The 23,688-nt window shown below is 62.0% G+C and carries 28 protein-coding genes; 9 read left to right on the top strand and 19 right to left on the bottom strand.

What is annotated here, in order from left to right; genetic code table 11:
• The first annotated feature begins 3 nt into the window (after positions 1-3).
• The gene (locus LCM4573_RS01780) at positions 4-858 is read left to right on the top strand and encodes a LysR family transcriptional regulator (RefSeq protein ID WP_244505235.1); all 855 of its coding nucleotides are present in this window, start codon (positions 4-6) and stop codon (positions 856-858) included.
• A gap of 12 nt (positions 859-870) precedes the next feature.
• Here the strand turns inward: LCM4573_RS01780 and LCM4573_RS01775 are convergent, their stop codons facing one another.
• From LCM4573_RS01775 to puuD, 5 genes are all read right to left on the bottom strand, one after another.
• Positions 871-1,362 (bottom strand): anthrone oxygenase family protein, encoded by a 492-nt coding sequence (locus LCM4573_RS01775; RefSeq protein WP_071004116.1) that lies wholly within the window; start codon positions 1,360-1,362, stop codon positions 871-873.
• 93 nt (positions 1,363-1,455) lie between these two features.
• Positions 1,456-1,836, bottom strand: coding sequence for a type II toxin-antitoxin system HigA family antitoxin (locus tag LCM4573_RS01770; protein ID WP_071004115.1), 381 nt, complete (start codon positions 1,834-1,836; stop codon positions 1,456-1,458).
• Positions 1,829-2,077 (bottom strand): type II toxin-antitoxin system HigB family toxin, encoded by a 249-nt coding sequence (locus tag LCM4573_RS01765; RefSeq protein WP_244505206.1) that lies wholly within the window; start codon positions 2,075-2,077, stop codon positions 1,829-1,831. Before LCM4573_RS01765 ends, LCM4573_RS01770 begins: the two co-directional genes overlap by 8 nt.
• An 81-nt stretch (positions 2,078-2,158) precedes the next feature.
• Positions 2,159-3,484 carry a guanine deaminase gene (gene guaD / locus LCM4573_RS01760; RefSeq protein ID WP_071004113.1) on the bottom strand — a complete coding sequence of 442 codons (1,326 nt, stop codon included), beginning with the start codon at positions 3,482-3,484 and terminating at the stop codon, positions 2,159-2,161.
• Positions 3,481-4,707, bottom strand: a complete 1,227-nt coding sequence (gene puuD, locus LCM4573_RS01755; RefSeq protein ID WP_071004112.1) for a urate hydroxylase PuuD — start codon at positions 4,705-4,707, stop codon at positions 3,481-3,483. The genes guaD and puuD overlap by 4 nt, the downstream gene beginning before the upstream one ends.
• A gap of 308 nt (positions 4,708-5,015) precedes the next feature.
• Between puuD and LCM4573_RS01750 the strand changes: the two genes are divergently transcribed.
• On the top strand, positions 5,016-5,357 hold the full coding sequence (locus tag LCM4573_RS01750) for a hypothetical protein (RefSeq protein ID WP_071004111.1): 342 nt from the start codon (positions 5,016-5,018) through the stop codon (positions 5,355-5,357).
• Here the strand turns inward: LCM4573_RS01750 and LCM4573_RS01745 are convergent.
• Positions 5,333-6,256 carry a LysR substrate-binding domain-containing protein gene (locus LCM4573_RS01745; RefSeq protein ID WP_244505205.1) on the bottom strand — a complete coding sequence of 308 codons (924 nt, stop codon included), beginning with the start codon at positions 6,254-6,256 and terminating at the stop codon, positions 5,333-5,335. The two genes, LCM4573_RS01750 and LCM4573_RS01745, sit on opposite strands and share 25 nt — an antisense overlap.
• 116 nt (positions 6,257-6,372) lie before the next feature.
• Between LCM4573_RS01745 and LCM4573_RS01740 the strand changes: the two genes are divergently transcribed.
• Positions 6,373-6,606: a hypothetical protein gene (locus LCM4573_RS01740; RefSeq protein ID WP_157895477.1), complete on the top strand. Its 234-nt coding sequence runs from the start codon at positions 6,373-6,375 to the stop codon at positions 6,604-6,606.
• Positions 6,607-6,621: 15 nt separating this feature from the next.
• Here the strand turns inward: LCM4573_RS01740 and LCM4573_RS01735 are convergent, their stop codons facing one another.
• The 4 genes from LCM4573_RS01735 to LCM4573_RS01720 all read right to left on the bottom strand — a co-directional run bounded on the left by LCM4573_RS01735 (position 6,622) and on the right by LCM4573_RS01720 (position 12,796).
• Positions 6,622-7,551 (bottom strand): LysR substrate-binding domain-containing protein, encoded by a 930-nt coding sequence (locus LCM4573_RS01735; RefSeq protein ID WP_071004108.1) that lies wholly within the window; start codon positions 7,549-7,551, stop codon positions 6,622-6,624.
• 393 nt (positions 7,552-7,944) lie between these two features.
• Positions 7,945-10,284 carry a xanthine dehydrogenase molybdopterin binding subunit gene (xdhB, locus tag LCM4573_RS01730; protein ID WP_071004107.1) on the bottom strand — a complete coding sequence of 780 codons (2,340 nt, stop codon included), beginning with the start codon at positions 10,282-10,284 and terminating at the stop codon, positions 7,945-7,947.
• Positions 10,285-10,465: 181 nt separating this feature from the next.
• Positions 10,466-11,977, bottom strand: coding sequence for a xanthine dehydrogenase small subunit (xdhA, locus tag LCM4573_RS01725; RefSeq protein ID WP_071004106.1), 1,512 nt, complete (start codon positions 11,975-11,977; stop codon positions 10,466-10,468).
• Between the two features lie 30 nt (positions 11,978-12,007).
• The gene (locus tag LCM4573_RS01720) at positions 12,008-12,796 is read right to left on the bottom strand and encodes a 3-hydroxybutyrate dehydrogenase (RefSeq protein ID WP_071004105.1); all 789 of its coding nucleotides are present in this window, start codon (positions 12,794-12,796) and stop codon (positions 12,008-12,010) included.
• 176 nt (positions 12,797-12,972) lie between these two features.
• Here LCM4573_RS01720 and glpK point away from each other — a divergent pair, with 176 nt between their 5' ends.
• On the top strand, positions 12,973-14,466 hold the full coding sequence (gene glpK, locus LCM4573_RS01715; RefSeq protein WP_071004104.1) for a glycerol kinase GlpK: 1,494 nt from the start codon (positions 12,973-12,975) through the stop codon (positions 14,464-14,466).
• A gap of 42 nt (positions 14,467-14,508) precedes the next feature.
• On the opposite strand, the gene LCM4573_RS01710 is transcribed toward glpK, so the two are convergent.
• The 6 genes from LCM4573_RS01710 to LCM4573_RS01685 form a co-directional block, all read right to left on the bottom strand.
• Positions 14,509-15,060, bottom strand: a complete 552-nt coding sequence (locus tag LCM4573_RS01710) for an SH3 domain-containing protein (RefSeq protein WP_071004103.1) — start codon at positions 15,058-15,060, stop codon at positions 14,509-14,511.
• A 122-nt stretch (positions 15,061-15,182) separates the two neighbouring features.
• Positions 15,183-15,617 (bottom strand): glyoxalase/bleomycin resistance/extradiol dioxygenase family protein, encoded by a 435-nt coding sequence (locus LCM4573_RS01705; protein ID WP_071005128.1) that lies wholly within the window; start codon positions 15,615-15,617, stop codon positions 15,183-15,185.
• Between the two features lie 120 nt (positions 15,618-15,737).
• Positions 15,738-16,040: a type II toxin-antitoxin system RelE/ParE family toxin gene (locus LCM4573_RS01700; RefSeq protein ID WP_071004102.1), complete on the bottom strand. Its 303-nt coding sequence runs from the start codon at positions 16,038-16,040 to the stop codon at positions 15,738-15,740.
• Positions 16,041-16,043: 3 nt separating this feature from the next.
• Complete coding sequence (locus tag LCM4573_RS01695) at positions 16,044-16,298, bottom strand: type II toxin-antitoxin system ParD family antitoxin (RefSeq protein ID WP_071004101.1); 255 nt, start codon at positions 16,296-16,298, stop codon at positions 16,044-16,046.
• Between the two features lie 60 nt (positions 16,299-16,358).
• Positions 16,359-16,814, bottom strand: coding sequence for a GFA family protein (locus tag LCM4573_RS01690; protein WP_071004100.1), 456 nt, complete (start codon positions 16,812-16,814; stop codon positions 16,359-16,361).
• A gap of 35 nt (positions 16,815-16,849) precedes the next feature.
• Positions 16,850-17,554 (bottom strand): glutathione S-transferase N-terminal domain-containing protein, encoded by a 705-nt coding sequence (locus LCM4573_RS01685; protein ID WP_071004099.1) that lies wholly within the window; start codon positions 17,552-17,554, stop codon positions 16,850-16,852.
• A gap of 146 nt (positions 17,555-17,700) precedes the next feature.
• Here LCM4573_RS01685 and LCM4573_RS01680 point away from each other — a divergent pair, with 146 nt between their 5' ends.
• Entirely contained in the window at positions 17,701-18,075 is a 375-nt protein-coding gene (locus LCM4573_RS01680; RefSeq protein WP_046794408.1) for a YciI family protein, read from the top strand.
• Complete coding sequence (locus LCM4573_RS01675) at positions 18,072-19,322, top strand: RNA polymerase sigma factor (RefSeq protein WP_071004098.1); 1,251 nt, start codon at positions 18,072-18,074, stop codon at positions 19,320-19,322. The genes LCM4573_RS01680 and LCM4573_RS01675 overlap by 4 nt, the downstream gene beginning before the upstream one ends.
• Positions 19,323-19,350: 28 nt before the next feature.
• Here the strand turns inward: LCM4573_RS01675 and sugE are convergent, their stop codons facing one another.
• Both sugE and LCM4573_RS01665 read right to left on the bottom strand, forming a co-directional pair.
• Positions 19,351-19,671, bottom strand: coding sequence for a quaternary ammonium compound efflux SMR transporter SugE (gene sugE, locus LCM4573_RS01670; RefSeq protein WP_071004097.1), 321 nt, complete (start codon positions 19,669-19,671; stop codon positions 19,351-19,353).
• Positions 19,672-19,785: 114 nt separating this feature from the next.
• Complete coding sequence (locus tag LCM4573_RS01665) at positions 19,786-20,535, bottom strand: F0F1 ATP synthase subunit A (protein ID WP_071004096.1); 750 nt, start codon at positions 20,533-20,535, stop codon at positions 19,786-19,788.
• 239 nt (positions 20,536-20,774) lie between these two features.
• Here LCM4573_RS01665 and LCM4573_RS01660 point away from each other — a divergent pair, with 239 nt between their 5' ends.
• The 3 genes from LCM4573_RS01660 (at position 20,775) to map (ending at position 23,295) form a co-directional block, all read left to right on the top strand.
• The gene (locus LCM4573_RS01660; protein WP_071004095.1) at positions 20,775-21,245 is read left to right on the top strand and encodes an SRPBCC family protein; all 471 of its coding nucleotides are present in this window, start codon (positions 20,775-20,777) and stop codon (positions 21,243-21,245) included.
• Between the two features lie 203 nt (positions 21,246-21,448).
• On the top strand, positions 21,449-22,510 hold the full coding sequence (locus LCM4573_RS01655; RefSeq protein ID WP_071005127.1) for an LLM class flavin-dependent oxidoreductase: 1,062 nt from the start codon (positions 21,449-21,451) through the stop codon (positions 22,508-22,510).
• A gap of 29 nt (positions 22,511-22,539) precedes the next feature.
• Entirely contained in the window at positions 22,540-23,295 is a 756-nt protein-coding gene (gene map / locus LCM4573_RS01650) for a type I methionyl aminopeptidase (protein WP_071004094.1), read from the top strand.
• On the opposite strand, the gene LCM4573_RS01645 is transcribed toward map, so the two are convergent.
• Positions 23,273-23,515, bottom strand: a complete 243-nt coding sequence (locus LCM4573_RS01645; protein ID WP_071004093.1) for a hypothetical protein — start codon at positions 23,513-23,515, stop codon at positions 23,273-23,275. The two genes, map and LCM4573_RS01645, sit on opposite strands and share 23 nt — an antisense overlap.
• Between the last annotated feature and the right edge of the window lie 173 nt (positions 23,516-23,688).

The following is a 23,688-nucleotide window of genomic DNA, read 5'->3' as shown; positions in this document are numbered from 1 at the left end:
GCAATGGATGTGAAAAATCTAACAAAGCTCGATTGGGACAATCTGCGTTACTTCCTGGCGCTCGCAACAAGCGGCACCCTGCTCGGCGCGGCCAGGGCTCTTGGCGTCGAGCACGCGACGGTCGGGCGGCGGGTATCGCTTCTCGAAGAGCAGTTGCAGACGAAACTGCTCGACCGGCGGGGCCGCAGGATCCAGCTGACCGCGGAGGGCGAGCGGATCGCCGCCATGGCCCGGCGCATGGGCGACGAGGCGCTGGCGATCGAGCAGGCGAGATTGGGGGGAGAACGACTTGCAGGCACGGTGCGCATCAGCGCGCCGCCGGCCTTGTCAAGCTGTCTGCTCGCGGAGCCGATCGCAAGGCTTCGCCGTCTTCATCCGGAGATCGATATCGTCCTGGCGGGGGAAAAACATTATGCCTCGCTCAACCGCCGCGAGGCGGATATCGCCGTCAGGCTTGCCCGGCCGGAGCAGGGGGAGTTGACGATCACCCGTCTCGGCGGCGTCACCTTCAATTTCTATGCCGCGCCGTCCTATCTCGCCGAAACGGAGAAGGAGGCATGGAGCTTCATCTCCTATGGCGGCGACATGGAGAATTCTCCGCAATATCAAAGGCTGATGGAGGTGGCCGCGGGCCGCCGCATCGGGCTTAAGGCTTCCACGCTGGAATTTCAGGTTGCTGCCGCAAGGGCCGGAGGCGGCATCGCGATCCTGCCGGGTTTCATCGTCGGCGATGGGGCTGGGCTCGTTCAGGCGATCGAGGAGGAGGAACCGGTGACGCGCGATATCTGGCTGGTCGTCCATTCGGACATACGCGATGTGCCGATCATCCGCGCGGTGATGGACGCCATCAAGGGGTAGATTGGCGGCTCGTCAAAGCGCGATTGCGATGAGGAGCAGTATCAAGCCGAGCGTGGCCGCCACGGCGCGCAGGATATGGGACTTTTCCCAGCGATCGCGATAGGTAATCCAGTCCGACTCGCCATCGATCGCTGCGGCGCCCGTGTCGAAGAAGCGCCCTGCCGCATTGGAAAGCTTCGTATCCTTCAGCCAGAACTTGTTGACCGGCTGGGTCATCAGCCAGAAGATCGCCTGCATGGCCGCAAGCCCCAGAAGCGCTCCGCCAACGAGCCAGAATTTCGTGGTTCCGGTCGGGATCGTGAAAAGCAGGAGCAGGGTGGCGACGATGCTCGCCGCCTCGAAGGCGCCTCCGATCGTGAAGCCRGGATAGTAGATCGTTTGAACGGTGAAATACTGTTCCTTGTCGAGCCGCAGCTTGCCCGGCAGTTCCGCCGCGTGTGCGAGGGCAAAGCTCATTGCGATCGCGGCCAAAAGTGCCGCCAGCACTTCCAGAAAGACAACCATGCCGGTTCCTCCCTTGAACCGATGAGACTGCAACTCACCGAAAGGGTGCCGGTTCCATCAAGCAGCAGGTGYAGCGAAGAGTTATGGATGCGATTAGGCTGCATCCTGCTTCGGGCGAATGGGCTGGATCAGTACCTCCGCCGGAATGCCCAAATCGCTGTGCAGCCGRCGGATCATATCAATCGACAGAGGGCGCCTGCGATTGAGGATTTCCGCGATCCTGCCACGGCTGCCGAGGATCGGCTCTAGATCCCTTCGCGACAGGCCCTGCTGCTCCATGCGAAAGAGGATGGCATCGATCGGATCGGGGAGATCGATCGGATAGTGGTCGTTCTCGTATGCTTCTATGAGCGTCACGAGAATCTCCAGCCGATCACCTTCCGGAGTGGCGGTTTCCGCACCCCACAAGGTTCCGAGAAGCTCTATGGCTTCCTCATAATCTGCTTCGGTGCGGATAGGCTTCAGTTCAATCATGGTCCACCGTTGCGGCGTCGATATTGTCATAATCGCGGTGCATGCCGATCCATTTTATCCAGACGACCGATCGCTTGAAATCCACTGCGGTGATCAGCCGGTAATCGTTTCCTTTGATGTTGAACACCACACGTTCTGCATTGATGATGCTCGCATGCGCATAGCGCTGCTTGATATCGGCGGTGGATTTCCATTCAGCCTTGCTGACTTCATGAAACCAGGAGTCCAGCGCCGCTTTCAAGGCTGGTCCGCCTTTCTGGCCCTTGGGGCTATCGACGAAAAGTCTCAATGTCCGCCGGGCTATTATTCTCATGTGAGGCTATCACGCTCCCAAATTGGGTGCAAGTTCCGCCTTCATCGCCTTGCCCGCCACGTAGGTCTCCGCCACGGCGCGGTCGTCGCCCATGGTCTGCAGCAGGAAAAGTTCCTCCGGCAGCGTCGTGATGGTCTCCATGCGAAGCCGCATGGCGGGAGTGCAGGCGGTGTTCAGCACCACGAGGTCGGCGGCGCTGCCGATATCCAGCGTGCCGATATCGTCCGCCATGGACAGCGCCTCGGCATTGCCGCGGGTCATCAGATAGAAGCTTTCGAGCGGGTTCAGCCGCTCGCCCTGCAGTTGCTGGATCTTGTAGGCCTCGTCCATGGTCTTCAACATGGAATAGCTGGAGCCGCCGCCGATATCGGTGGCGACCGCCACGCGCACCGGCTTCTCGCGGCGCATCAGCGCCTTCATCGGGAAGAGGCCCGAGCCGAGGAAGAGGTTGGAGGTCGGGCAGTGGACGGCGACGCTGCCGGCCTCCGAAAGCGCATCCGCTTCCCGCTCGGAGAGATGGATAGCGTGTCCCAGCAGCGTCTTCGGCCCCAGCAGGCCGTAATGGGCATAGATATCCGTATAGTCCCGCGCCTGCGGATAAAGCTCGCAGGTATAGCGGATCTCCTCGTGGTTTTCCGAAAGATGGGTCTGGATGAAGAGGTCCGGAAATTCCTCCGCCAGCGCCTGGGCAGCCTTCATCTGCGTCGGCGTAGACGTAATCGCGAAGCGCGGCGTGATGGCCACATGATTGCGGCCCTTGCCGTGCCATTCGGCGATCACGGCGCGGGTCTCGTCATAGCCCATCTCGGGCGTGTCGAGCAGGCCCTGCGGCGCATTGCGGTCCATCATCACCTTGCCGCCCACCATGCACATGTTGCGTGCGAGCGCCTCGGCGAAGAAGGCATCGGCCGAGCTCTTGTGCACCGTGCAATAGGCGGCTGCGGTGGTCGTGCCGTGGCGCAAAAGCTCGTCGTAGAAATGCGTGGCGATGCGGGCGGCGTGCGCGCTTTCCACGAAGCGGCATTCCTCGTGGAAGGTATAGGTGTTCAGCCATTCGAGCAGGCTGCCGGCATAGGAGGCGATCACCTGCATCTGCGGGAAATGCAGGTGCATGTCGATGAAGCCCGGCAGGATCAGGTGCGGCCGGTGATCGATCTCCTCGATCTCCTCCAGAGCCTTCTCCCTGATGCTCGCATAGTCTCCGGCGGCGGTGATCTTGCCGTCCTCGATCAGCAGCGCGCCGTCGCTCTCGTAGAGATAGCTTTCGGTGTCGGTGAGGGAGAGGGGCGCGCGCTTGAAGGAGAGCAGACGGCCGCGGAGGAGGAGTTGGGTCATTCGGATATCGCGCTTTCATACCAGGCGGTGAGGAGCCTGCGTTCCTCCGGCGAAATGCCGGTGACGTTGCCGGGAGGCATCGCGTGGCTCAGACCCGCCTGGATATAGATTTCCCGGGCGTGCGCGGCAATCTCCCGGTCGGTTTCCAGCTTCAGGGATCTCGGCGTGAAGGTGATGCCTTCATAGACCGGCTCGGCCGAATGGCACATGGAACAGCGGGAAAGCACCACGTCCTTCGCCGCGCCGAAATGCGCGTTGGAGGCGAATTTCTGCTGGAACGGGGTCATCGAGGTCTCGGCCTCGCCGGTCAGCACCTTCGGAACGGTGGAAAGCCACATGATGACGATGAAGAGCAGCAGGGTCGCGAGCCAGGTCCAGGTGGGCCGTCCCTTCCGGGCATGGGTGGTGTTGAACCAGTGCCGGATCGTCACCCCCATCAGGAAGACGAGCGCCGCGATCACCCAGTTGAACTGGGTCGCGAAGGCCAGCGGATAGTGGTTCGACAGCATGAAGAAGATAACGGGCAGCGTCAGGTAGTTGTTGTGGAGCGAGCGCTGCTTGGCGATGACGCCGTATTTCGGGTCGGGCGTGCGGCCGGCGATCAGGTCCGCCACCACCACCTTCTGGTTCGGGATGATGATGAAAAAGACGTTTGCCGACATGATGGTGGCAGTGAAGGCGCCGAGATGCAGGAAGGCCGCGCGTCCGGAAAACACCTGCGTATAGCCCCAGGCCATGGCGATGAGCGCCACGTAGAGCACGGCCATCAGGCCCCAGGTGTTCCTGCCGATCGGCGATTTGCAGAGCTGGTCGTAAAAGACCCAGCCGACCGCCAGCGAGGCAACCGAGATGCCTATCGCCTGCCATCGGGTCAGGTCCATCACCGTCCGGTCGATCAGGAAGAGATCGGCGCCCCCGTAATAGACGATCGCCAGCATCAGGAAGCCGGAAAGCCAGGTCATGTAGCTTTCCCATTTGAACCAGGTCAGGTGCTCGGGCATCTGGGCTGGCGCTACCAGATATTTCTGGATGTGATAGAAGCCGCCGCCGTGGACCTGCCATTCCTCGCCATAGGCGCCCGGGGGCAGGTGCGGTCGCTTCACCAGCCCAAGATCCAGCGCGATGAAATAGAAGGACGAGCCGATCCAGGCGATCGCGGTGATGACATGCAGCCAGCGAGCCGCAAACGACAGCCATTCCCAGGCCACGGCATATTCATACATTCAGGTCCCCTTATTCTTCCCCGGCCAGAGCAAAGGACGCTCAAATGGGAAGTGTCCTTTGATCAGCCACTTTGCGAAAAAATCCATTGTGAGGGAAGGGGACAACCGCGCGCGGCAAGTTTGTCCCCGTGGCCATGGAACCCGGAGAGCTTCGATCAAGTTATCATGGCGCATATGCTTCCTTGCGCATCGCGGCGTTCGGATTAGTCGGCTAAGGCGACTCAGGCTATGATGGCAATGCAAGCAGCCGGTGCCCGGCGAGTATTGCAGGTTCACCGGTGGTGTATTCATCAACGGAGAATGAATTGATGCGCAATATTCTGATGATTACGATGATTGCGTATGCGTCCTGTGTGGGTTCCTCCCAAGCCCACGACGCGAAGTCCGGTTGGAAATACGATGGTTTCTGCTGCAACGGAAACAATCATACTGGCGATTGCCAGATGATACCGACGAAGAACGTCAAGATCACCAAAGGCGGCTATGAAATATCGCTCGGACCGGGCGACCACCGGCTCGTGACGCGACATCACAATTTCAGCCTTCCGCAGAGCGAGGCCCGGCGTTCCAAGGACGAGGACTATCATCTCTGCCTCTATCCAACGGAGGATACGCTGCGCTGTTTCTATGCGCCGGACATGGGATTTTGAGTTTGAGCCTCGAAGGTCGGCAAGGTTTTCCGGATGAATTCGCGAAAGGCGCGAATCTTCGGTGAATTCCGGCGGCTTTCGGGATAAACGAGCCAGTAGTGGCTTCCCTCGTCGCTGAGGATGTCGAACGGCTGGATCAGCCGCCCGAGTGCCACGTCGTCGGCGTAAAACTCCGGCTTGAGGATCGCCACCCCCTGGCCTGCGATCGCTGCGGCAGCCTCGAACGCCTGTGCGCCCATGCGGCTGCTCGGACGACCGCCAAGGTCGACATCCGGCACGCCGGCTGCGGAAAACCACATCGGCCACCAGGGATCGCCCGGATCGATGATCCGCAGTTTCAGGAGGTCAGAAGGCGTTTTCACGCCGCCTATGCTCGCCGCAAGCTCCGGGCTCAGCATTGGGGTGAAGTGGCTCTTCATCAGGAAATGTGCCTTGAGGCCCGGCCATTCTCCCTTGCCGTGGCGGATCGCCACATCCGCTTCCGTTTTCGAAAAATCGATAACCGTCTCGGAAGTCTCGAGTCTTACCGCGAACGTCGGGTTTTCAAGCTGGAACGAGCCTATATGGCGGGCCAGCCATCGGGAAGCGAAGGTTGCCGTCGAATGGATGAGGAGCGTTCCTTCGGATGCCTCCCGCAGATTGCTCAGGGCATCGCRCAGCATCTCGAAGGCTTCCGTCACTTTCGGGGCCAATCTTTCGCCCGCTTCCGTGAGGCTCACCTGCCGTGGCCGGCGCAGGAAGAGCGGCTCGCCGACATTTTCCTCCAAGAGCTTGATCTGGTAGCTCACCGCCGTCTGGGTGAGGCCGAGCTCCTCGCCTGCCTTGGTGAAGCTCCTGTAGCGGGCCGCGGATTCGAATACGCGAAGCGCATTCAGCGGGAACTGTTTCGACATCTTCATGCATGAAACCTCTTTATGCATGCAGACGGTTATTCGATTGGATATCCGTCATTTTCGGGAGCATCTTAAGCCTACAAGGATCAAATTGAAACGGGGTTATGCCCCATCCGGAGGCCATGATGTTTTCGATTGGTTTTCTGCCCCTGCAACGGCTTTGGCCGAGGCTCGACCTGACGGCGATCATCGGCGATCGGCGCCGACCCGCCGCCGACAACCGCCTCGATCTCGAGGAAATGCCCGATTCCTGGAAGCGCGATCTCGGGCTCATGGACGGCCGCGATCCGCCCGGCCCGGCAAAGGGTGATCGTTTCCGTGCTGAGGACCTTATCCATACGCGGCGGAATCTTTGATGGCGACCGGGTTGTCTATGCCGCCGGCGGGGCAAGAGCGCCCGGTGCGGCTGTCAGTTCGCGTGCAACAGCCGCTTGAATCCAGGCGGCGAAGGCCCTGATCTTGGCCGTGTTCTTTCGTGCCGGCGGATAGCAAAGCCAATAGGTTTTGGTATCGCTGAGTGCCAGGTCGAAAGGCTGTATGAGGCGTCCCGAGGCAAGTTCGGCCTTGAAGAGGAAGGGGCTGAGCATGGCGACGCCATGGCCGGCAATCGCCGCATTCGCCTCCAGATCGAGCGCGCCGTAGGCATCGAGCTGCATCTGCCTGATACCCACGGGATCGAGGCCCGCGGCCCGGAACCAATCGCTCCACAACCCTTTGCCGTTCGAAATCCAGGGGGGCTTCATCAGGTCTGCAGGCGTCTTAATACCGCCGACACTTTCTGCGAGCTGCGGGTTTAGCATGGGGGCATAGGTCAGGCGCAATATCGGGTGGCAGATCAATCCGTCCCAAGGGTTTACACCGATGCGGATTGCAACATCGTTCGGTGCAGGCAGTTCCGCGTCGGGGGCGCCACCCCGTACCAGCCGTACGGCGATATTGGGATGCTCACGCTGGAATTCTCCAAGATGCCTTGCCAGCCAATGCGAGGCGAAGGTCGGCGGAGAGTGAATTTCCAGCGTCTCCTCCCTCGTGCCGCGCGTCTCCTGCACCGCTTCCGACAGGAGCGTGAAAGCCTCGGCCACCTTGGGCAGGAGATTGCGGCCCGTTTCGGTCAGTTGCAGCGCCCTGGGCTTGCGCAGGAAAACGGCGTCGCCGAGAAAATCCTCCAGCAGCTTGATCTGATAGCTCACCGCGGTTTGGGTCATGCCGAGCTCTTCCGACGCTCGCGTAAAATTTTCCAGCCGGGCGACCGTTTCGAAAACCCGAAGCGCATTCAGCGGAAACCGGCGCGATAATTTCATCGATAAGCTCTCTTGATCGTCACCGATTGTATTTGAATTGGAATTTCCCGGCAATCGGCTGCATTCATGGTTGCATCCCGTTCAATCTTCCTGTCGATGTGGAGCAACCATGCTGTCCGCAAATGCTCGTTCTGCGCCGTTGAAATCCACGCTTTCGAGTCTGGTATGGCGATATCTTCGCCGGTTCGTCTCTCGTCTCTTCAGTCCTGCACCCTCACGTATCCTGATGCTGCCGGACGATCTGCGCTGTGATGTCGGATTGCCGGAAACTGCGGTGGAAAGCCGCGACGAGGCATTCTGGAGGGAAAGGCGCCAGTCAGGCGCTCGGGACCTGCCGCTTTGATGGCTGGCAGGCCAGAGGGGGACTTTCGATATTCCCATGGGATGTGATCATCACCCCATCCCCTTCAGCCGCTCCACCGCCATCAGCACCCGCTCCGGCGTGGCGGGTGCATCGAGGCGCGGGCATTCGCGATAGTCGGCGACGCTAGCCACCGCCATAGAAAGCGCCTCCAGCACGGAGATCGCCAGCATGAAGGGCGGCTCGCCGACGGCCTTGGAGCGGCCGATGGTCGGTTCGGCGTTTTCCGCCCATTCCGCGAGCTTCACGTTGAAGATTTTCGGCCGGTCGGAGGCGAGCGGGATCTTGTAGGTGGAGGGCGCATGGGTCCTGAGCCGGCCCTTGTCGTCCCACCAGAGCTCCTCGGTCGTCAGCCATCCCATGCCCTGCACGAAGCCGCCCTCCACCTGGCCGATATCGATCGCCGGGTTCAGCGATTTGCCGACATCATGGAGGATATCGGTTCGCTCCACTTGGTATTCGCCGGTCAGCGTGTCGATCGAAACCTCCGAAGCCGCCGCGCCATAGGCGAAGTAGTAGAAGGGATGGCCGCGCCCCTCCTTGCGGTCCCAGTGGATTTTCGGGGTCTTGTAGAAGCCGGCGGCCGAAAGCTGCACACGGTCGTAATAGGCGGCGCGCACCAATGTATCGAAGGGCACGACCTCGGCGCCGATGCGGACGCGGTTAGGCAGGAATTCCACCTCCACGCGACGCACGCTCCACTGGCGCATGGCAAAATCGATCAGCCGCTCCTTGATCTGCCGGGCTGCATCATAGGCCGCCATGCCGTTCAGGTCCGAGCCGGAAGAGGCGGCGGTGGCGGAGGTGTTCGGCACCTTGCCGGTCGTCGTCGCGGTGATCTTCACCCGTTCGATATCGACATTGAAGGTATCGGCAACCACCTGCGCAACCTTCACGTAAAGGCCCTGGCCCATTTCCGTGCCGCCGTGGTTCAGGTGGATCGAGCCGTCCTGATAGATGTGCACCAGTGCGCCCGCCTGGTTGTAGGCGGTCATGGTGAAGGAGATGCCGAACTTCACCGGGGTCAGCGCGATGCCCTTGCGGATCACCGGGCTGTTTTCGTTGAATTCGAGGATCGCCCGGCGCCGGGCCTGATAATCGCTGGAAGCTTCCAGATCACCGACGATCCGGGCGACGATATTGTCCTCGACCTCCTGATGATAGGGGGTCGTGGTACGGCCCGAGCCGGGTTTCCCGTAGAAATTCAGCTTGCGAATATCGAGCGGGTCCTTGCCCGTGGCATAGGCGATCTCCTCGATGATCCGTTCGGCCCCGACCATGCCCTGCGGTCCGCCGAAGCCGCGGAAGGCGGTGTTGGAGACGGTGTGCGTCTTCAGCGGCTTCGAGGTCAGGTGTACATGGGGATAGAAATAGCTGGAATCCGCGTGGAAGAGGGCGCGGTCGGTCACCGGGCCGGAAAGATCGGCGGAAAAGCCGCAGCGCGCCGCATAGGTTGCGTCGACCGCATGGATGCGGCCCTCCTCGTCGAAGCCCACGTCGTAATCGACGCGGAAATCGTGGCGCTTGCCGGTCACGCCCATGTCCTCGTCGCGGTCGGGGCGGAACTTCACGGCACGGCCGAGCTTCTTGGCGGCGATAGCGGCAAGGCAGGCGAACTGGTTGCCCTGCGTTTCCTTGCCGCCGAAGCCGCCGCCCATGCGGCGCGTGCGGACCGTGACGGCGTGGTTGGCGATGCCCAGTACATGCGCCACCATGTGCTGCACCTCGCTCGGATGCTGGGTGGAGGACCAGACCGCGATATCCTCATCCTCGCCGGGGATGGCGAGTGCCACATGGCCTTCGAGGTAGAAGTGCTCCTGGCCGCCGATATACATATGGCCCTGGAGCCTCAGCGGCGCTTTCTCGATCTCGGCCTCAGGCTCGCCGCGCCTCAGCGTCATCGGCTGCACCACCAGCGGCCCGTCGTTTTCCAGCGCGCCGTCGATATCGGTCCAGTGCGGCAGGTCGCGGTACTCGATCTTCGCCAATCGCGCGGCGCGGCGCGCCTGGTCGCGGGCCTCGGCGATCACCGCGAAGACCGGTTGGCCATGAAACTGCACCTCGTTTTTCGCGAGCAGAGGCTCGTCGTGCTGGCCGGTGGAGGCCACGTCGTTGAAGCCCGGAATGTCGTCCGCGGTGATGACGGCGACGACGCCGGGGGCGGTTCTCACCGCATCGAGGTCGATCGAAAGGATTTCCGCATGCGCCCGGTCGGAAAGGCCGAGCCCGCCGTGCAGCGTGCCGGCGGGTTCGGGAATATCGTCGATATATTCGGCGCTTCCGGTCACATGTTTATGCGCTGAATCATGTTTCAGCGCCGCATGCATGGGGCCGTTGATGGTGTTTTTGGTCTCGAAAGTGGTATTGTCCATCAGAGGAGACCTCCTTCCACCCACGAGGATGCCCCTCCCCAACCCCTCCCCACAAGGGGGAGGGGTTTAGCTGCCCTGCTCACCGGTCGTTTTTGCGTGAAGGTCGTGCCACGAGTTTTCTCCCCCCTTGTGGGGGAGATGGCCGACAGGCCAGAGGGGGATTTTTTTGAGATACCCGTCATCACGCCTCCTCCGGCTCGAACCGCCGCAGCTCTGCGGGCGCACCGGCCGTCTCCAGGAAGAAGCGGGTCAGCAGGTTCTTGGCCGCGAGGCTGCGATATTCGGCGCTTGCCCGCCAGTCGGTGAGCGGCGTGTAATCCTGGTCGAAGGCGTCACGCACGGCGGAAATCACGTTCCAGCTCCAGGGCTTGCCGGTGAGCGCCTCTTCCACATGCGCGGCGCGCTTCGGGGTTGCGGCCATGCCGCCGAAGGCGATGCGGATCGCCTCCACCTTGCCGTCGCGGTCGAGCGTCAGGTTGAACGCGCCGCAAAGGGCGGAAATATCCTCGTCGCGGCGCTTGGAGATCTTGTAGACGGCGAAATGGGCGCCTTCCGCCGGGCGCGGCACGAAGACCTTCTCCACGAATTCGCCGGGCAGTCGGTCCTGCCGGCCATAGGCGAGGAAATAATCCTCCAGCGGCATGGTGCGGCGGCCGGAATGGGAGCGCAGCGTCAGTTGTGCACCCAGCGCGATCAGCGGCGGCGGCGTGTCGCCGATCGGCGAGCCGTTGGCGATATTGCCGCCGATCGTGCCCATGTTGCGCACCTGGCTGCCGCCGATGCGGTCGATCAGCCGCCCGAAGGTGGGAATTTCGGCCGAGAGAAGGTCGAAGGCCTGCGTATAGGTGACGCCCGCGCCGATCGTGATGCCTTTCTCGTCCGAGGCGATCGACTGCAACTCGGGCAGGTGGTTTATGAAGATCACCGGGTTGAGCAGGCGCATCTGCTTCGTCACCCATAGGCCGACATCGGTGGAACCCGCCACGATCGTCGCCTTCGGTTCAGCGGCGAGGATATCCGCGAACTCGGTGATGGAACTCGGTACGATCGAACGGGCGGTTCCGTTCTCATCGTTTTTTTCCACCACGATAGTGCCGTTCTCCGACTGGATCGACCAGAGCTTTGCGGCGATCTCGGTCCGGTCGCGCTCCAGCGGGTCGAAAAGGGCGCTCGGGCGGCTTGCGGATACCTGTTCGGCCGCCTTGACGATCGGCTCGTAGCCGGTGCAGCGACAGAGATTTCCCTGCAGCGCGGTTTCGATTTCGGCGCGCGAAGGCGCCTCGTTGGAAAGCCAGAGCCCGTAGAGCGACATCACGAACCCCGGCGTGCAGAAGCCGCATTGCGAGCCGTGACAGTCCACCATCGCCTGCTGGACGGGGTGGAGCGTGCCATCCTTTGCCGCCAGATGCTCGACCGTCACCACATGGGTTCCGTGCAACGAGCCGAGGAAGCGGATGCAGGCGTTGACGCTTTCGTAGACGAGCCGTCCATCGATCAGCCGGCCGACGAGAACGGTGCAGGCGCCGCAATCGCCCTCGGCGCATCCTTCCTTCGTTCCCGTCAGCCGCCGCCGCAGCCGAAGATAATCGAGAAGCGTTTCCGTCGGGCCGAAGTCTCCCAGCGTGATCTCTTCTCCGTTCAGGATGAAGCGTATGGCGGTTCCGTTCAGAATGAAGCGGATGGCAGTCGTCATTTCTCTCCTTCGTCCGCCGTTGCCGGCTTCTTATTGGGCGGTCCAGCCGCCGTCGATCGAGATATGGGTGCCGGTAATGCTGCGGGCCGCGTCGCTCGCGAGGAAGATCGCCGTCTGCGCCACCTCGTCGATCGAGACGAATTCCTTCGTCGCCTGCAGCCGCAGCATGACTTCGGATTTCACCTGCGCTTCCGATATGCCGCGCTCGCGGGCGGTGTCGGGAATCTGCTTCTCGACCAGCGGCGTCAGCACGTAGCCCGGGCAAATCGCATTCACGGTAATCCCGAATTCGGCAAGTTCCAAGGCCGCCGTTTTGGTAAGCCCGAGTATACCATGCTTGGCCGCGACATAGGCGGATTTATAGGGCGAGGCGATGAGCGCATGGGCCGATGCCACGTTGATGATACGGCCCTTTCCGGCCTGTTTCATCAAGGGGATGGCGTTGCGCATCGTGTGGAAGGCGGAGGACAGCAGGACCGCGATCAGCAGGTCCCATTTCTCGGCCGGGAACTCCTCGATCTTCGCCACATGCTGGATGCCGGCATTGTTGATGAGCACGTCCACCGTGCCGAAGGTTCCGGCCGCCGTTTCGATGAGATCGGTGATCTCGTCCGGCTTCGCCATGTCCGCCGCATGGTAGAGCACTTTGCCGCCCGCTGGGCCTCCGGCCAGCGCCTCGAGCTCCCTGCGTGTCGCTTCGATCGCGTCGGGAGGTCCGAAGCCGTTGATGACGACATTCGCGCCCTCGGCCGCGAAGGCTCGTGCGATGCCGAGCCCTATCCCGCTGGTGGAGCCTGTGACGACGATGGTTCTGGACATAGGCGAATCTCCCCAGGTGTTGCGTTCTTGTGCGCCGCAATCCAGTGCAGGTTATGCGCAAATCGCCGAGGCTGGCAATCGGGAAGCAAAGGCTGAGCTTTCCCGTTGACAGCCTCCCATGCCTCCTGCTCAAACCGTGACCCGAGGAAGACGAACGGCATAGGGGAGGGATGTGCATGGCGGGTTATGTTCTGGCGATCGATCAGGGGACGACCTCGACGCGGGCGATCGTCTTCGACAAGGACATGAAGGTCGCCGGTTCCGGTCAGAAGGAATTCACTCAGATATTCCCGAAATCCGGATGGGTGGAGCACGATCCGGAGGAGATCTGGGAGAGCGTCCTCACCACGGTCAGCCAGGCGCTGAAGAAGGCCAGCATCAAGGCTTCCGATCTGGCGGCGATCGGCATCACCAACCAACGCGAAACGGTCGTGGTCTGGGAGCGGGAAACCGGCAAGCCGATCCATAACGCCATCGTGTGGCAGGACCGGCGCACGGCGAGCTATTGCGAGAAGCTGAAGCGGCAGGGTCTCGAAAAGCTATTCATAAAGAAGACCGGCCTTTTGCTCGACCCCTATTTTTCGGGCACCAAGCTTTCCTGGATGCTGGCGAACGTCAAGGGCGCGCGGGTGAGGGCGGCCAAGGGCGAGCTCTGCTTTGGCACGGTCGATAGTTTCCTCATCTGGCGGCTCACGGGCGGCAAGAGCTTCGTCACCGATGCCACGAACGCCTCGCGCACGCTGATCTACAACATTGCTGAAAACCAGTGGGACGAGGAGCTTCTGGAGGTGCTGCGCGTTCCCGCCGCCATGCTGCCGGAGGTGAAGGATTGCGCCGACGATTTCGGGGTGACCGAGGAAAAGCTGTTCGGCGCGGCGATCCCGATCCTCGGGGTTGCGGGCGATCAGCAGGCGGCCACCATCGGCCAGGCCTGTTTCGAGCCGGGCATGCTGAAATCCACCTATGGCACAGGCTGCTTTGCGGTGCTCAACACCGGCAAGGACATGGTGCGCTCCAAGAACCGGCTGCTGACGACCATCGCCTATCGTCTGAACGGCAAGACGACCTATGCGCTGGAGGGCTCGATCTTCATCGCGGGCGCGGCGGTGCAATGGCTTCGCGACGGATTGAAGATCATCGAAAAGGCCAGTCATACCGGGGAGTTGGCGCAAAAAGCCGATCCTCAGCAGGAAGTCTATCTGGTGCCCGCCTTTACCGGCATGGGTGCGCCGCACTGGGATGCGGAGGCGCGAGGCGCGATCTACGGGCTGACCCGCGCCACGGGGCCTGCGGAACTCGCGCGCGCCGCGCTGGAAGCCGTCTGCTACCAGACGCGCGATCTGCTGGATGCCATGCACAAGGACTGGAAGAACGGAGAGAGCAGCACGGTTCTCCGCGTCGATGGCGGCATGGTCGCCTCCGACTGGACGATGCAGAGGCTTTCCGATCTGCTGGACGCGCCGGTGGACCGGCCGACAATATTGGAGACCACCGCGCTCGGCGCCGCCTGGCTCGCCGGCTCGAAGGCCGGTGTGTGGCCCGATCAGAAGGCCTTTGCGAAAAGCTGGGCGCGCGAGCGCCGCTTCGAGCCGCAGATGGACGAGAAGACCCGTTCGACGAAAATCCGCGGCTGGAAGGATGCGGTGAGAAGAACGCTTAGCGACGGGTGAGGGCAGAGGGGAAAACTCACTGCGGAATCTGCAAGCTCAACCTTACTCAATCACTTCCCGCGGATAGACGCCCCAGAGATTGTCCTGTTCGACAAAGCCGCTCATGCGTCGCGTCGTCAGCGAAACCTCGCACCAGTTGCCGTTGCAGTGCTCGAGATCGAGCAGCACGCGCGGGCTGAGCCGGGCGACGATCCTGGCTTTCGCGGAAGGAGCAGAGCGAAGCGCGACCGGCTGATCGAGCCAGGGGCCGACCACGGCGGTGCGCCGGCCGGAGAGAAGCGGCGCATACATCCAGCCGGTGACGCCGTCCTGATCGCGCACACGACGCCAGTTTCCGTATTCCTCGGTGATTTCCAGCGGCAGGCCGCGCACCGAATAGACCCAGGAGGTGGCATAATCCGTCGAGGGGCCGATACGCATGCGGGCTGTCTGGGCCTTCAGGGAAACGAAGCGGGGAACGGGAAAACCGGTCTCCCGGCCCTTTCTCCAGCTCTCGCTGCCGGTCGGCATGGCCTGCAGCGGCTGGCCGCCGGCAATAGGAAGAAGAAAGGCGAGCGCCGCAAGCGCCGTCGTGAAGGTCGTCTTGAATTTCATTCGGAACCGATGTCGTCGAAAGGATGAGGGCGCATCCAAAGTCCGGCGAGGTTACCGGAGGGTTAATTTCCTCCGGCAACCGCGACAAGCTTCCGTCACGAGCGTGTGATGTTCCGTCAGGCTCAGCCGTTCACCGGTGCGTTCATGGCCCATGAAACGCCGAAGGGATCGCGAAGCTGGCCGTAGCGATCACCCCAGAACATCACCTGCAGGTCGAGGGTGACTTCCATTCCGGCATCGACGGCGCGCTTCCACCAGGCATCGATATCGTCGCTGGCGAGCGGCAGAAGTACGGTGAAGGCCTGTGGCTTTTCGTGCGGATAGCCGTGATCGGGATAGGCGTCGCTCAGCATCAGCGAGCTGCCGTTGATATAAACGTGGGCATGCATGGTCCGGCCCTGCTCGTCCGGCGGATGGTAGCCCGCCATCTCGGCTCCGAAGGCCTTTTTATAGAACTCGGCGGCCTTCATGGCGCCGTCAACCTGCAGATAGGCGACGAGCCCGCCCTTGACGGGCTGAGGCGCAACGGTTTCGTTTTTCGGTTTTGCGGTTTCCATGGAAATTCCCTCCTTGATTGGCATGGTCGATCCGGCCGATGGCCGGACTTTCCAAGGACGTAGAAGGGAAGGGGATGCCGACAACGGCGGGAGAATTTTTAAGAGTGGATTGACTGGATCTCACACGTCCCACCCGACCCGTCGAAGATCGACCACGCCATCTACGACGCGGACGACACGAACCGCATCGCCGTCGGTCGCGTAGAGGACGAGCCATCGTTCCACGACGAGCATGCGGGCCGTCTCGGCGATATCCGGACGAGCAGGCCCCATTTCAGGATGGTCCGCGAGCCTTGAAATGCGGTTTTCGATCTGCTCGATAATCTTGTCTGCGGTGGAAAGGCCACTGTTCTTGGCTATCCAGTACCAGATATCCAACACGTCTTCGCGGGCGCGGCTCGAGTAGACGATCGCTTTCGTCATGAATCAGGACTTGCCGGCAAGCCTTTGGCGGCCTTCCTTTTTAACGGCACCAATATCCAGCGGACGATAATCGCCGCTTGCGACGCCGTCTTCCCAGGCCTTTTTCAGGCGCTGCAGATCGTCCCCTTCGTGGTCTTTCTCTTCGAGGAGCCGCAAGGCCTGCTGCACGACTTCGCTCGATGACCGGTAACGTCCCGATGCCACTTTGGATTTGACAAACTCGGCAAGATCATCCGTCAGCGAAACATTGATGTTCATCGGTAGSTCCTTCACGCTCATGATGGAGGCGGGGAAGAGGTTTTGCAAGGGTTCCGACGGTCAGAGCTGCTCGGCGAATTCCTTCACGAGCGCCTCATAGTCTTCGAAGGGCGGGAATTTTTCGTAAGAGTGGGCTGCCGGCGTCGTCGCCCAGGAAAGCTTTTCAGAAGTATAGGTTTCGATGAAGGGCGAGAACCAGCTTGCGTCGTCCAGCATGGTGGGCCTCAGGTTGACGAACCAGTCGATGCCCTCCGGTCTCGTGAAGAGCCAGCTCTTGCAGCGGGGGCAGTGGTAGTGGTGGAGGTCCTCACCGTGCAGGCCRCCGATCACAGGTTCGCCCTGGATGACCTCGAAACCATCGGAAGGAATGGCCGCGGAGCATGAGTAGGCGCTGGCGCTCATCTTCTGGCAGCCGTTGCAGTGACAGGCCATGGTGAGGATCGGCGGGGCGCTGATCCTCAGCCGGACCTGTCCGCAGCGGCATCCGCCTTCCATCGGGAGAGCAGGTTTAGGCATCTGAAATCCTCCATTCGGGGCGCTGCGTGGTTTGCTCAGGGACGAGCCGGTATTTCCAGGCCGCGCTGAACGGCCGGGCGGGCAAGGCCGCGCTCCAGCCATTCCGGCACGCGCTTCAGCTCATCATACTGGATGAGTTCGCCGGCGCCGTAAAAGCCGATCAGGTTGCGTACCCAGCCGAGCATGGAGATATCGGCGATGGTGTATTCGTCGCCCACGATCCAGTCGCGGCCTTCCAGCCGGCTCTCGATCACCCGGATGAGGCGCGCCGATTCCTTTGCGTAGCGGTCGCGCGGGCGCTTGTCCTCGATGTCTTTGCCGGCGAACTTGTGGAAGAAGCCGAGCTGGCCGAACATCGGGCCGATGCCGCCCATCTGGAACATTACCCACTGGATCGCCTCATAGCGCCTGGCCGCGTCGGCCGGCAGCAGCTTGCCGGTCTTCTCCGCGAGATAGATCAGGATCGCGCCGGATTCGAAGAGGCCGAGTGGTTTACCGCCGGGGCCATCGGGGTCGATGATCGCGGGGATCTTGCCGTTCGGGTTGAGGGAGAGGAATTCCGGCGTCCAGGTCTCGTCGGCGCCGATATTGATGGCGTGCGGCTCGTAAGGAAGGCCGATTTCCTCCAGCATGATGGAGACCTTCACGCCGTTCGGCGTCGGCAGYGAATAGAGCTGCAGGATATCCGGGTTCTTCGCGGGCCAGCGGGCGGTGATCGGGAAGGCGGAGAGATCGGCCATAAGGGAGGCTCCTTGGGTGGGGATACGCCCGGCGCAATATAGACAAGCCGATCCCGACCACCAGACCTTGAGTGTTGAGATTTTTTGATGCGCATTGTCGGCGGGCGGGATACTCCTTCGTCTTCAACAGGAGAAGGAGAGAAAGCATGCTTTACGCCATCCTTTGCTACGCCAACGAGGAAACCGTCTTTGCATGGTCCAAGGAGGAGGAAGAGGCGGTCATGGGAAAACTCTATGCCGTGCAGGAGCCGCTTGCGAAGGCCGGAAAGCTCGGTCCGACCGGCCGGCTGATGCCGACGACGGCCGCCACCACTGTGCGCAAGGGCAAGGACGAACCGCTGGTGCTCGACGGCCCCTTCGCAGAAACCAAGGAAGTGCTGCTCGGCTTCTACACGGTCGATGTCGAAAACCTCGACGAAGCCGTCGCCTTTTCCAAGGAACTTTCCAAGGTCAATCCGGGCTCGACTTCCTACGAGATCCGGCCCTTCTACGTCTTCCATCCCGGAGCAGTCAAAACATGACGGACATCGCCTGGATCGACCTCGCACTCACCGCCGCAAGACCGCAGGCACTCGGCGCGCTCCTGCGCTACTTCCGCGATCTCGACACCGCCGAGGAGGCCTTTCAGGAGGCTTGCCTCCGGGCGATCCGGACCTGGCCGGAAAAGGGACCGCCGCGCGATCCCGCCGCGTGGCTGATCTTCGTCGGGCGCAATAGCGGCATCGATGCGGTGAGGAAGCGGTCCAGGAACGATCCGCTGCCGGAGGAGGAGGTGCTTTCCGACCTCTCGGACGCGGAAGTGGACATGGCCGACCGGCTCGACAATTCCAATTACCGGGACGACATCCTGCGGCTGATGTTCATCTGTTGCCATCCGGACCTGCCGAACACCCAGCAGATCGCGCTGGCGCTCAGGATCGTCTCGGGCCTCAGCGTGCCGCAGATCGCCCGCGCCTTCCTCGTCAGCGAGGCGGCGATGGAGCAGCGCATCACCCGCGCCAAGGGCCGTGTCGCCAAGGCGGGCGTGCCGTTCGAAACGCCGAGCGCGGCAGAGCGGGCGACAAGGCTCTCGACCGTCGGCGCGATGATCTATCTCGTCTTCAACGAGGGCTATTCCGCGGGCATCACCAACCCAGACAACGCGGCTTTCTGCGAGGAGGCGATCAGGCTGGCGCGGCTGCTCTTGCGCATCTTCCCCGGCGAGCCGGAGATCATGGGACTGCTGGCGCTCATGCTGCTGCAGCACTCGCGAGCACCGGCGCGTTTCGACAGGCAGGGTCAGATCGTGCTTCTGGAGGATCAGGATCGAAACCTCTGGAACCGGAAACTCATCGACGAGGCGCTGGCGCTGCTCGACAAGGCGATCCGCCACCGCCAACCGGGACCCTACCAGATCCAGGCAGCGGTCTCCGCGCTGCATGCCCGCGCTGCAAGGGCGGAAGATACGGATTGGGAAGAGATAACCCTGCTTTACGGCATGCTGGAGCACATCCAGCCTTCGCCGGTCGTAACGCTCAACAAGGCCGTCGCGATCTCCAAGCTCAAGGGGCCGGAAGCGGCGCTGGAACTCATCGCGCCGCTCGCCGAAAAACTCGACGGCTATTTCTACTTTCACGGCGTCCGGGGAGGACTGCTGATGCAGCTCAGCCGCAACGCCCAGGCCCGCGAAGCCTTCGACCGGGCGATCGCGCTTGCCAATTCGCCGGCCGAATGCGCCCATATCCGCCAGCAGATCGACAAGCTAGGTGCCGCCGTCGCGCCGGCGTGAATGGAAGGGGCCGAAGCCCCTTCGCGCGTCAGCTCGTGCTCGAGAGTTTCATCAACAGGATACCGGACACGATGAGCCCGCCGGCCAGCAAGCGCATGGGCGTCGCCGCTTCGCCGAGAACGGCAATGCCGACCACGAAGGCGCCCACCGCGCCGATGCCGGTCCAGACCGTATAGGCGGTGCCGAGCGGCAAGCTCTTCATCGAGACGGACAGAAGAGCAAAGCTCGCGATCATCGCGATGATGGTGATGACGGTGGGGGTCAGGAGGGTGAAGCCCTCCGAACGTTTCATCGAGTAGGCCCAGCCGATTTCGAGCAGACCCGCGATGAAGAGATAAAGCCAAGCCATGACTGGCCTCCTTTGCTGGAGCGCCAGGCCGTCCTGGTCGTTTGTGTTCGGGAAAAGAGGCCGTCCTCTTTCCGTTCATATATAGAGATTTTGCGGAAGGGGTTCAAGGTTGCCTCAATGTCCGGGGTGGATGGCGTCGTTGAGGTACATGCAGGTCAGCATGGTGAAGATATAGGCCTGAACGACCGCCATCAGCGTTTCCAGCGCCGTTATCGCCACCGCCATGAGGAGCGGCAGCGCCGCGCCGAAGAGGCCGACCGCGCCGAGGCCGGACAGGCTGGCGACGAAGCCGGCGAAGACCTTGAGCGTGATGTGGCCTGCCAGCATGACCGCGAAAAGACGGATCGAGTGGCTGAAGGGGCGCGAGATATAGGACAGGATCTCGATCGGAACGATGATGGGCGCCAGAACCCATGGAACGCCGGAGGGCATGAAAAGGCGGAAGAAGCCGAAGCCGTGCCGAACCAGGCCATAGACTGTCACCGTAAGGAAGACGAGCATGGCGAGTGCGAAGGTGACGATGAGATGGCTCGTGACCGTGAAGGCATAGGGAAACAGGCCGATCAGGTTCGCGACGAGCACGAACATGAAGAGCGAGAACACCAGCGGGAAGAAGCGCATTCCCTGCTCGCCGGCATTGTCGCGCAAGGTCTTCGCGGTGAATTCGAAGAGGGTCTCGACCGCCGCCTGGAAGCGTCCCGGCACGAGCTGGCGGCGTGCGGTTCCGATCAGCAGGAAGGCGCTCGCGAGGCACACGGTCAAGGCCATATAGGCGGCGGAATTGGTGAAGGCGATTGCCTGGCCGCCGATCTCTCCAAAAGTGACGATCGGCTTGATTTCGAATTGTTCAATGGGACCCGCCATTCCGGCCCTCCTTAATGGGCCGGGCCGTCCCGGAAAAGTCATCGAAGGCGCGGGTCGTCCCGCGCGGGAAAAGCGCCTTAAAGCATCGAGGGTCCAAGTCAAGTCCGATGGGTTATGTCGGCTTCCTGGTGGATCGGAGTAATCGGAAAAAATTTCGAGCCAGTGTCGGATCGGGATATTGCCACACGTCCTAGGTTCAGCATCTGAGAGATGTTTTTGAGAAAAACGAGGAGAGGACAATGACCGCCAAGACCGCCGCCCATTCGCTGCAGCTCGTTCGCGAACTGAATGCGCCCGCCGACAAGCTCTACAAGGCCTGGACGACACCCGAGCACATGGGCGAATGGTTCTGCCCGAAGCCCTGGAAGGTGACGGAAGCGAAGCTCGATGTCCGTCCGGGCGGATCGAACTACATCCTGATGGAAGGGCCGAATGGGGAGAAGGCTCCCAATCACGGCATCTACCTGGAGATCGTCCCGAACAGGAAGATCGTCTTCACCGATGCGTTCACGAGCGCCTGGGTGCCTTCGGAAAAGCCGTTCATGACCGGCATCATCGAATTCGAGGATCTCGGCAACGGCCGCACGAAATATACCGCGACGGCCGTACACTGGACGGAGGAAGACAAAAAGGCTCACGAGGAAATGGGTTTTCACGAGGGCTGGGGCATCGTCGCCGACCAGCTGGAGGAAGTCGCAAAGACTTTCTGAAAGATCGAGTCATCGCAAAGGTTTGCGGGGACAGCCTACAAATCCGATTCAAGGCCCTGCCGCCGCCGGTGGCGGGGCTTTTTTCCGAGCCTAGGGTCTCCGCCCGATCCATCCCATCGAACATTTCGTTCGAAAGTTTCGCATTTGTGCATCACCCGCCCAATATCTATCTGAGCGGCATCAAAACGAAGGGATGCGCTTTCATGGAACTCGGCCTTTACACCTTTGCTGACGTCGATCCGAACCCGCCGGGCGGCAAGGGGGCGGCGGCGGCGCGGCGGCTTCAGAACCTGCTCGAGGAAATCGAGCTTGCCGATCAGGTGGGCCTCGACGTCTTCGGGCTGGGCGAGCATCACCGGCCCGACTATGCGGTCTCCTCGCCGTCGACCGTGCTGGCGGCTGCTGCGGTAAAGACGAAGAACATCCGGCTTACCAGCGCGGTCTCGGTGCTGAGCTCCGACGATCCGGTGCGCGTCTTCCAGCAGTTTTCGACCGTCGACCTGCTTTCCGGCGGGCGGGCGGAGATCATGGCGGGGCGGGGCTCCTTCATCGAATCCTTCCCGCTCTTCGGCTACGATCTCGGCGATTACGACCAGCTGTTCGCCGAAAAGCTCGACCTGCTCCTGGCGATCCGCGAGGACGAGCATGTGACCTGGGAGGGTGAGATTCGCCCGCCGATCCATGGCCGCGGCGTTTATCCCCGCCCGTTGCAGGAGCGGCTCCCGGTCTGGGTGGCGGTGGGCGGCACGCCGCAATCGGTGGCAAGGGCCGGCGCGCTCGGCCTGCCGGTGGCGCTGGCGATCATCGGCGGGGAATATCCGCGTTTCGCATCCCTCTTCCAGCTTTACCGCGAGGCGGCGCGGCGCGCCGGGCAGGACCTTTCGAAACTTAAGACGAGCATCAACGTGCACGGCTTCATCGCCGATACGACGCAGGAGGCGGCCGACCGGTTCTACGGGCCGCAGGCGGAGGTGATGAATCGCATCGGCCGCGAACGCGGCTGGGGGCCGACGAACCGGGCGCATTACGACCAGGCGCGCGGGCCGACCGGCAATCTCTTCGTCGGCGATCCGGAACTGGTGGCGGAAAAGATCGTGGCGGCCCACAGGGTGTTCGGCAACGACCGCTTCCTCCTGCAGATGGCGATCGGGCTTATGCCGCATGGGGAGATCATGCGCGGCATCGAGCTTTACGGCACCAAGGTTGCGCCTCTGGTCAGAAAGGAATTGACGGGATCGAGCGATGGCGCGAAACCGGCTGCCTGAAAGAGAACAGAAAAGACAGGTCGCATCACATGGTTATTTCCAGCGAAGACGAACTCGCGAAGCTCAAGGAGATCGGCCGCATCTGCGCGCGGACGATGGAACTGATGGCGAAGGCGCTGGAGCCCGGCATCACCACGCGCGAGCTGGACGATATCGGCCGCAAGGCGCTGGAGGATGCCGGAGCCCAGTCCGCGCCTGAAACCTGCTACAAGTTTCCCGCCGCCACCTGCATCAGCGTCAACGAGGAAGTGGCCCACGGCATCGCGGGGGATCGCGTCATCAAGCCGGGCGACCTCGTCAATATCGACGTCTCGGCGGTGAAGGACGGTTTCTTTTCCGATACCGGCGCATCCTATGCGGTGCCGCCGGTCAAGAAGGAGATCGAGAAGCTTTGCCGCGACGGGCGCCGGGCGCTGTGGACCGGCCTGCAGCAGGTGAAGGCCGGCAAGCCGCTTGCCGGCATCGGCAATTCCATCGGCGCTTTTGCGAAGAAGAACCGCTATACGCTGATCACCAATCTTTCGAGCCATGGCATCGGCCGCTCGCTTCACGAGGAGCCGAAGGAGGTCGCGACCTGGCACGATCCGGACGAGACGCGCGTGATGGAGGAGGGGCTGGTGTTCACCGTGGAGCCCTTCCTGTCGCTCGGAGCGGAATGGGCCGAGGACGGTAACAATGGCGATCCCTGGACGCTCTACAGCGATCCGCGGGCGCCGACCGTGCAATACGAGCATACGATCGTCGCGACGCGCAACGGGCCGCTCATCCTGACGCTTGCGAATTGACGCGGCTTGCCGCCGCTTGCTCGTCGGAGACAGCCGCAAGCCGGCGGTAGAAGGCTTCCGCGCGTTCGGCATGGAGGTGCTGGATGCGGTTGCGCGTCTGCACCCGCGCAGCGCTTTCCAGCAATTGCGCGAAGGCTGCATTGCCCACGTGATCGGCTTTCCGCAATTGCCCGATCAGCGGATCGACCAGCACTTCCGAAAGGGTTAGGTCACGGTTCATGGCTTTCGCCTCCTCGCCCTCATAGCGATTGGAATATCRTGAGCCTCATTCGTGACGGCAGCAAGACAATTCCCTCGTTGCAGTGCATCAAATCGTCGCGAATCCGGCCGGCCAAGGCGATGCACGGGTTTTGCCGCGGGTATTCGCCCGGACGCTCACGAACCGCTCACTCA

The organism is Rhizobium sp. LCM 4573, from assembly GCF_001854865.1.
In the GTDB taxonomy this organism is placed as follows: Bacteria; Pseudomonadota; Alphaproteobacteria; order Rhizobiales; family Rhizobiaceae; genus Neorhizobium.
Note: the sequence above shows the minus strand (reverse complement) of the source record. Positions and strands in the feature narration are given on the sequence as shown.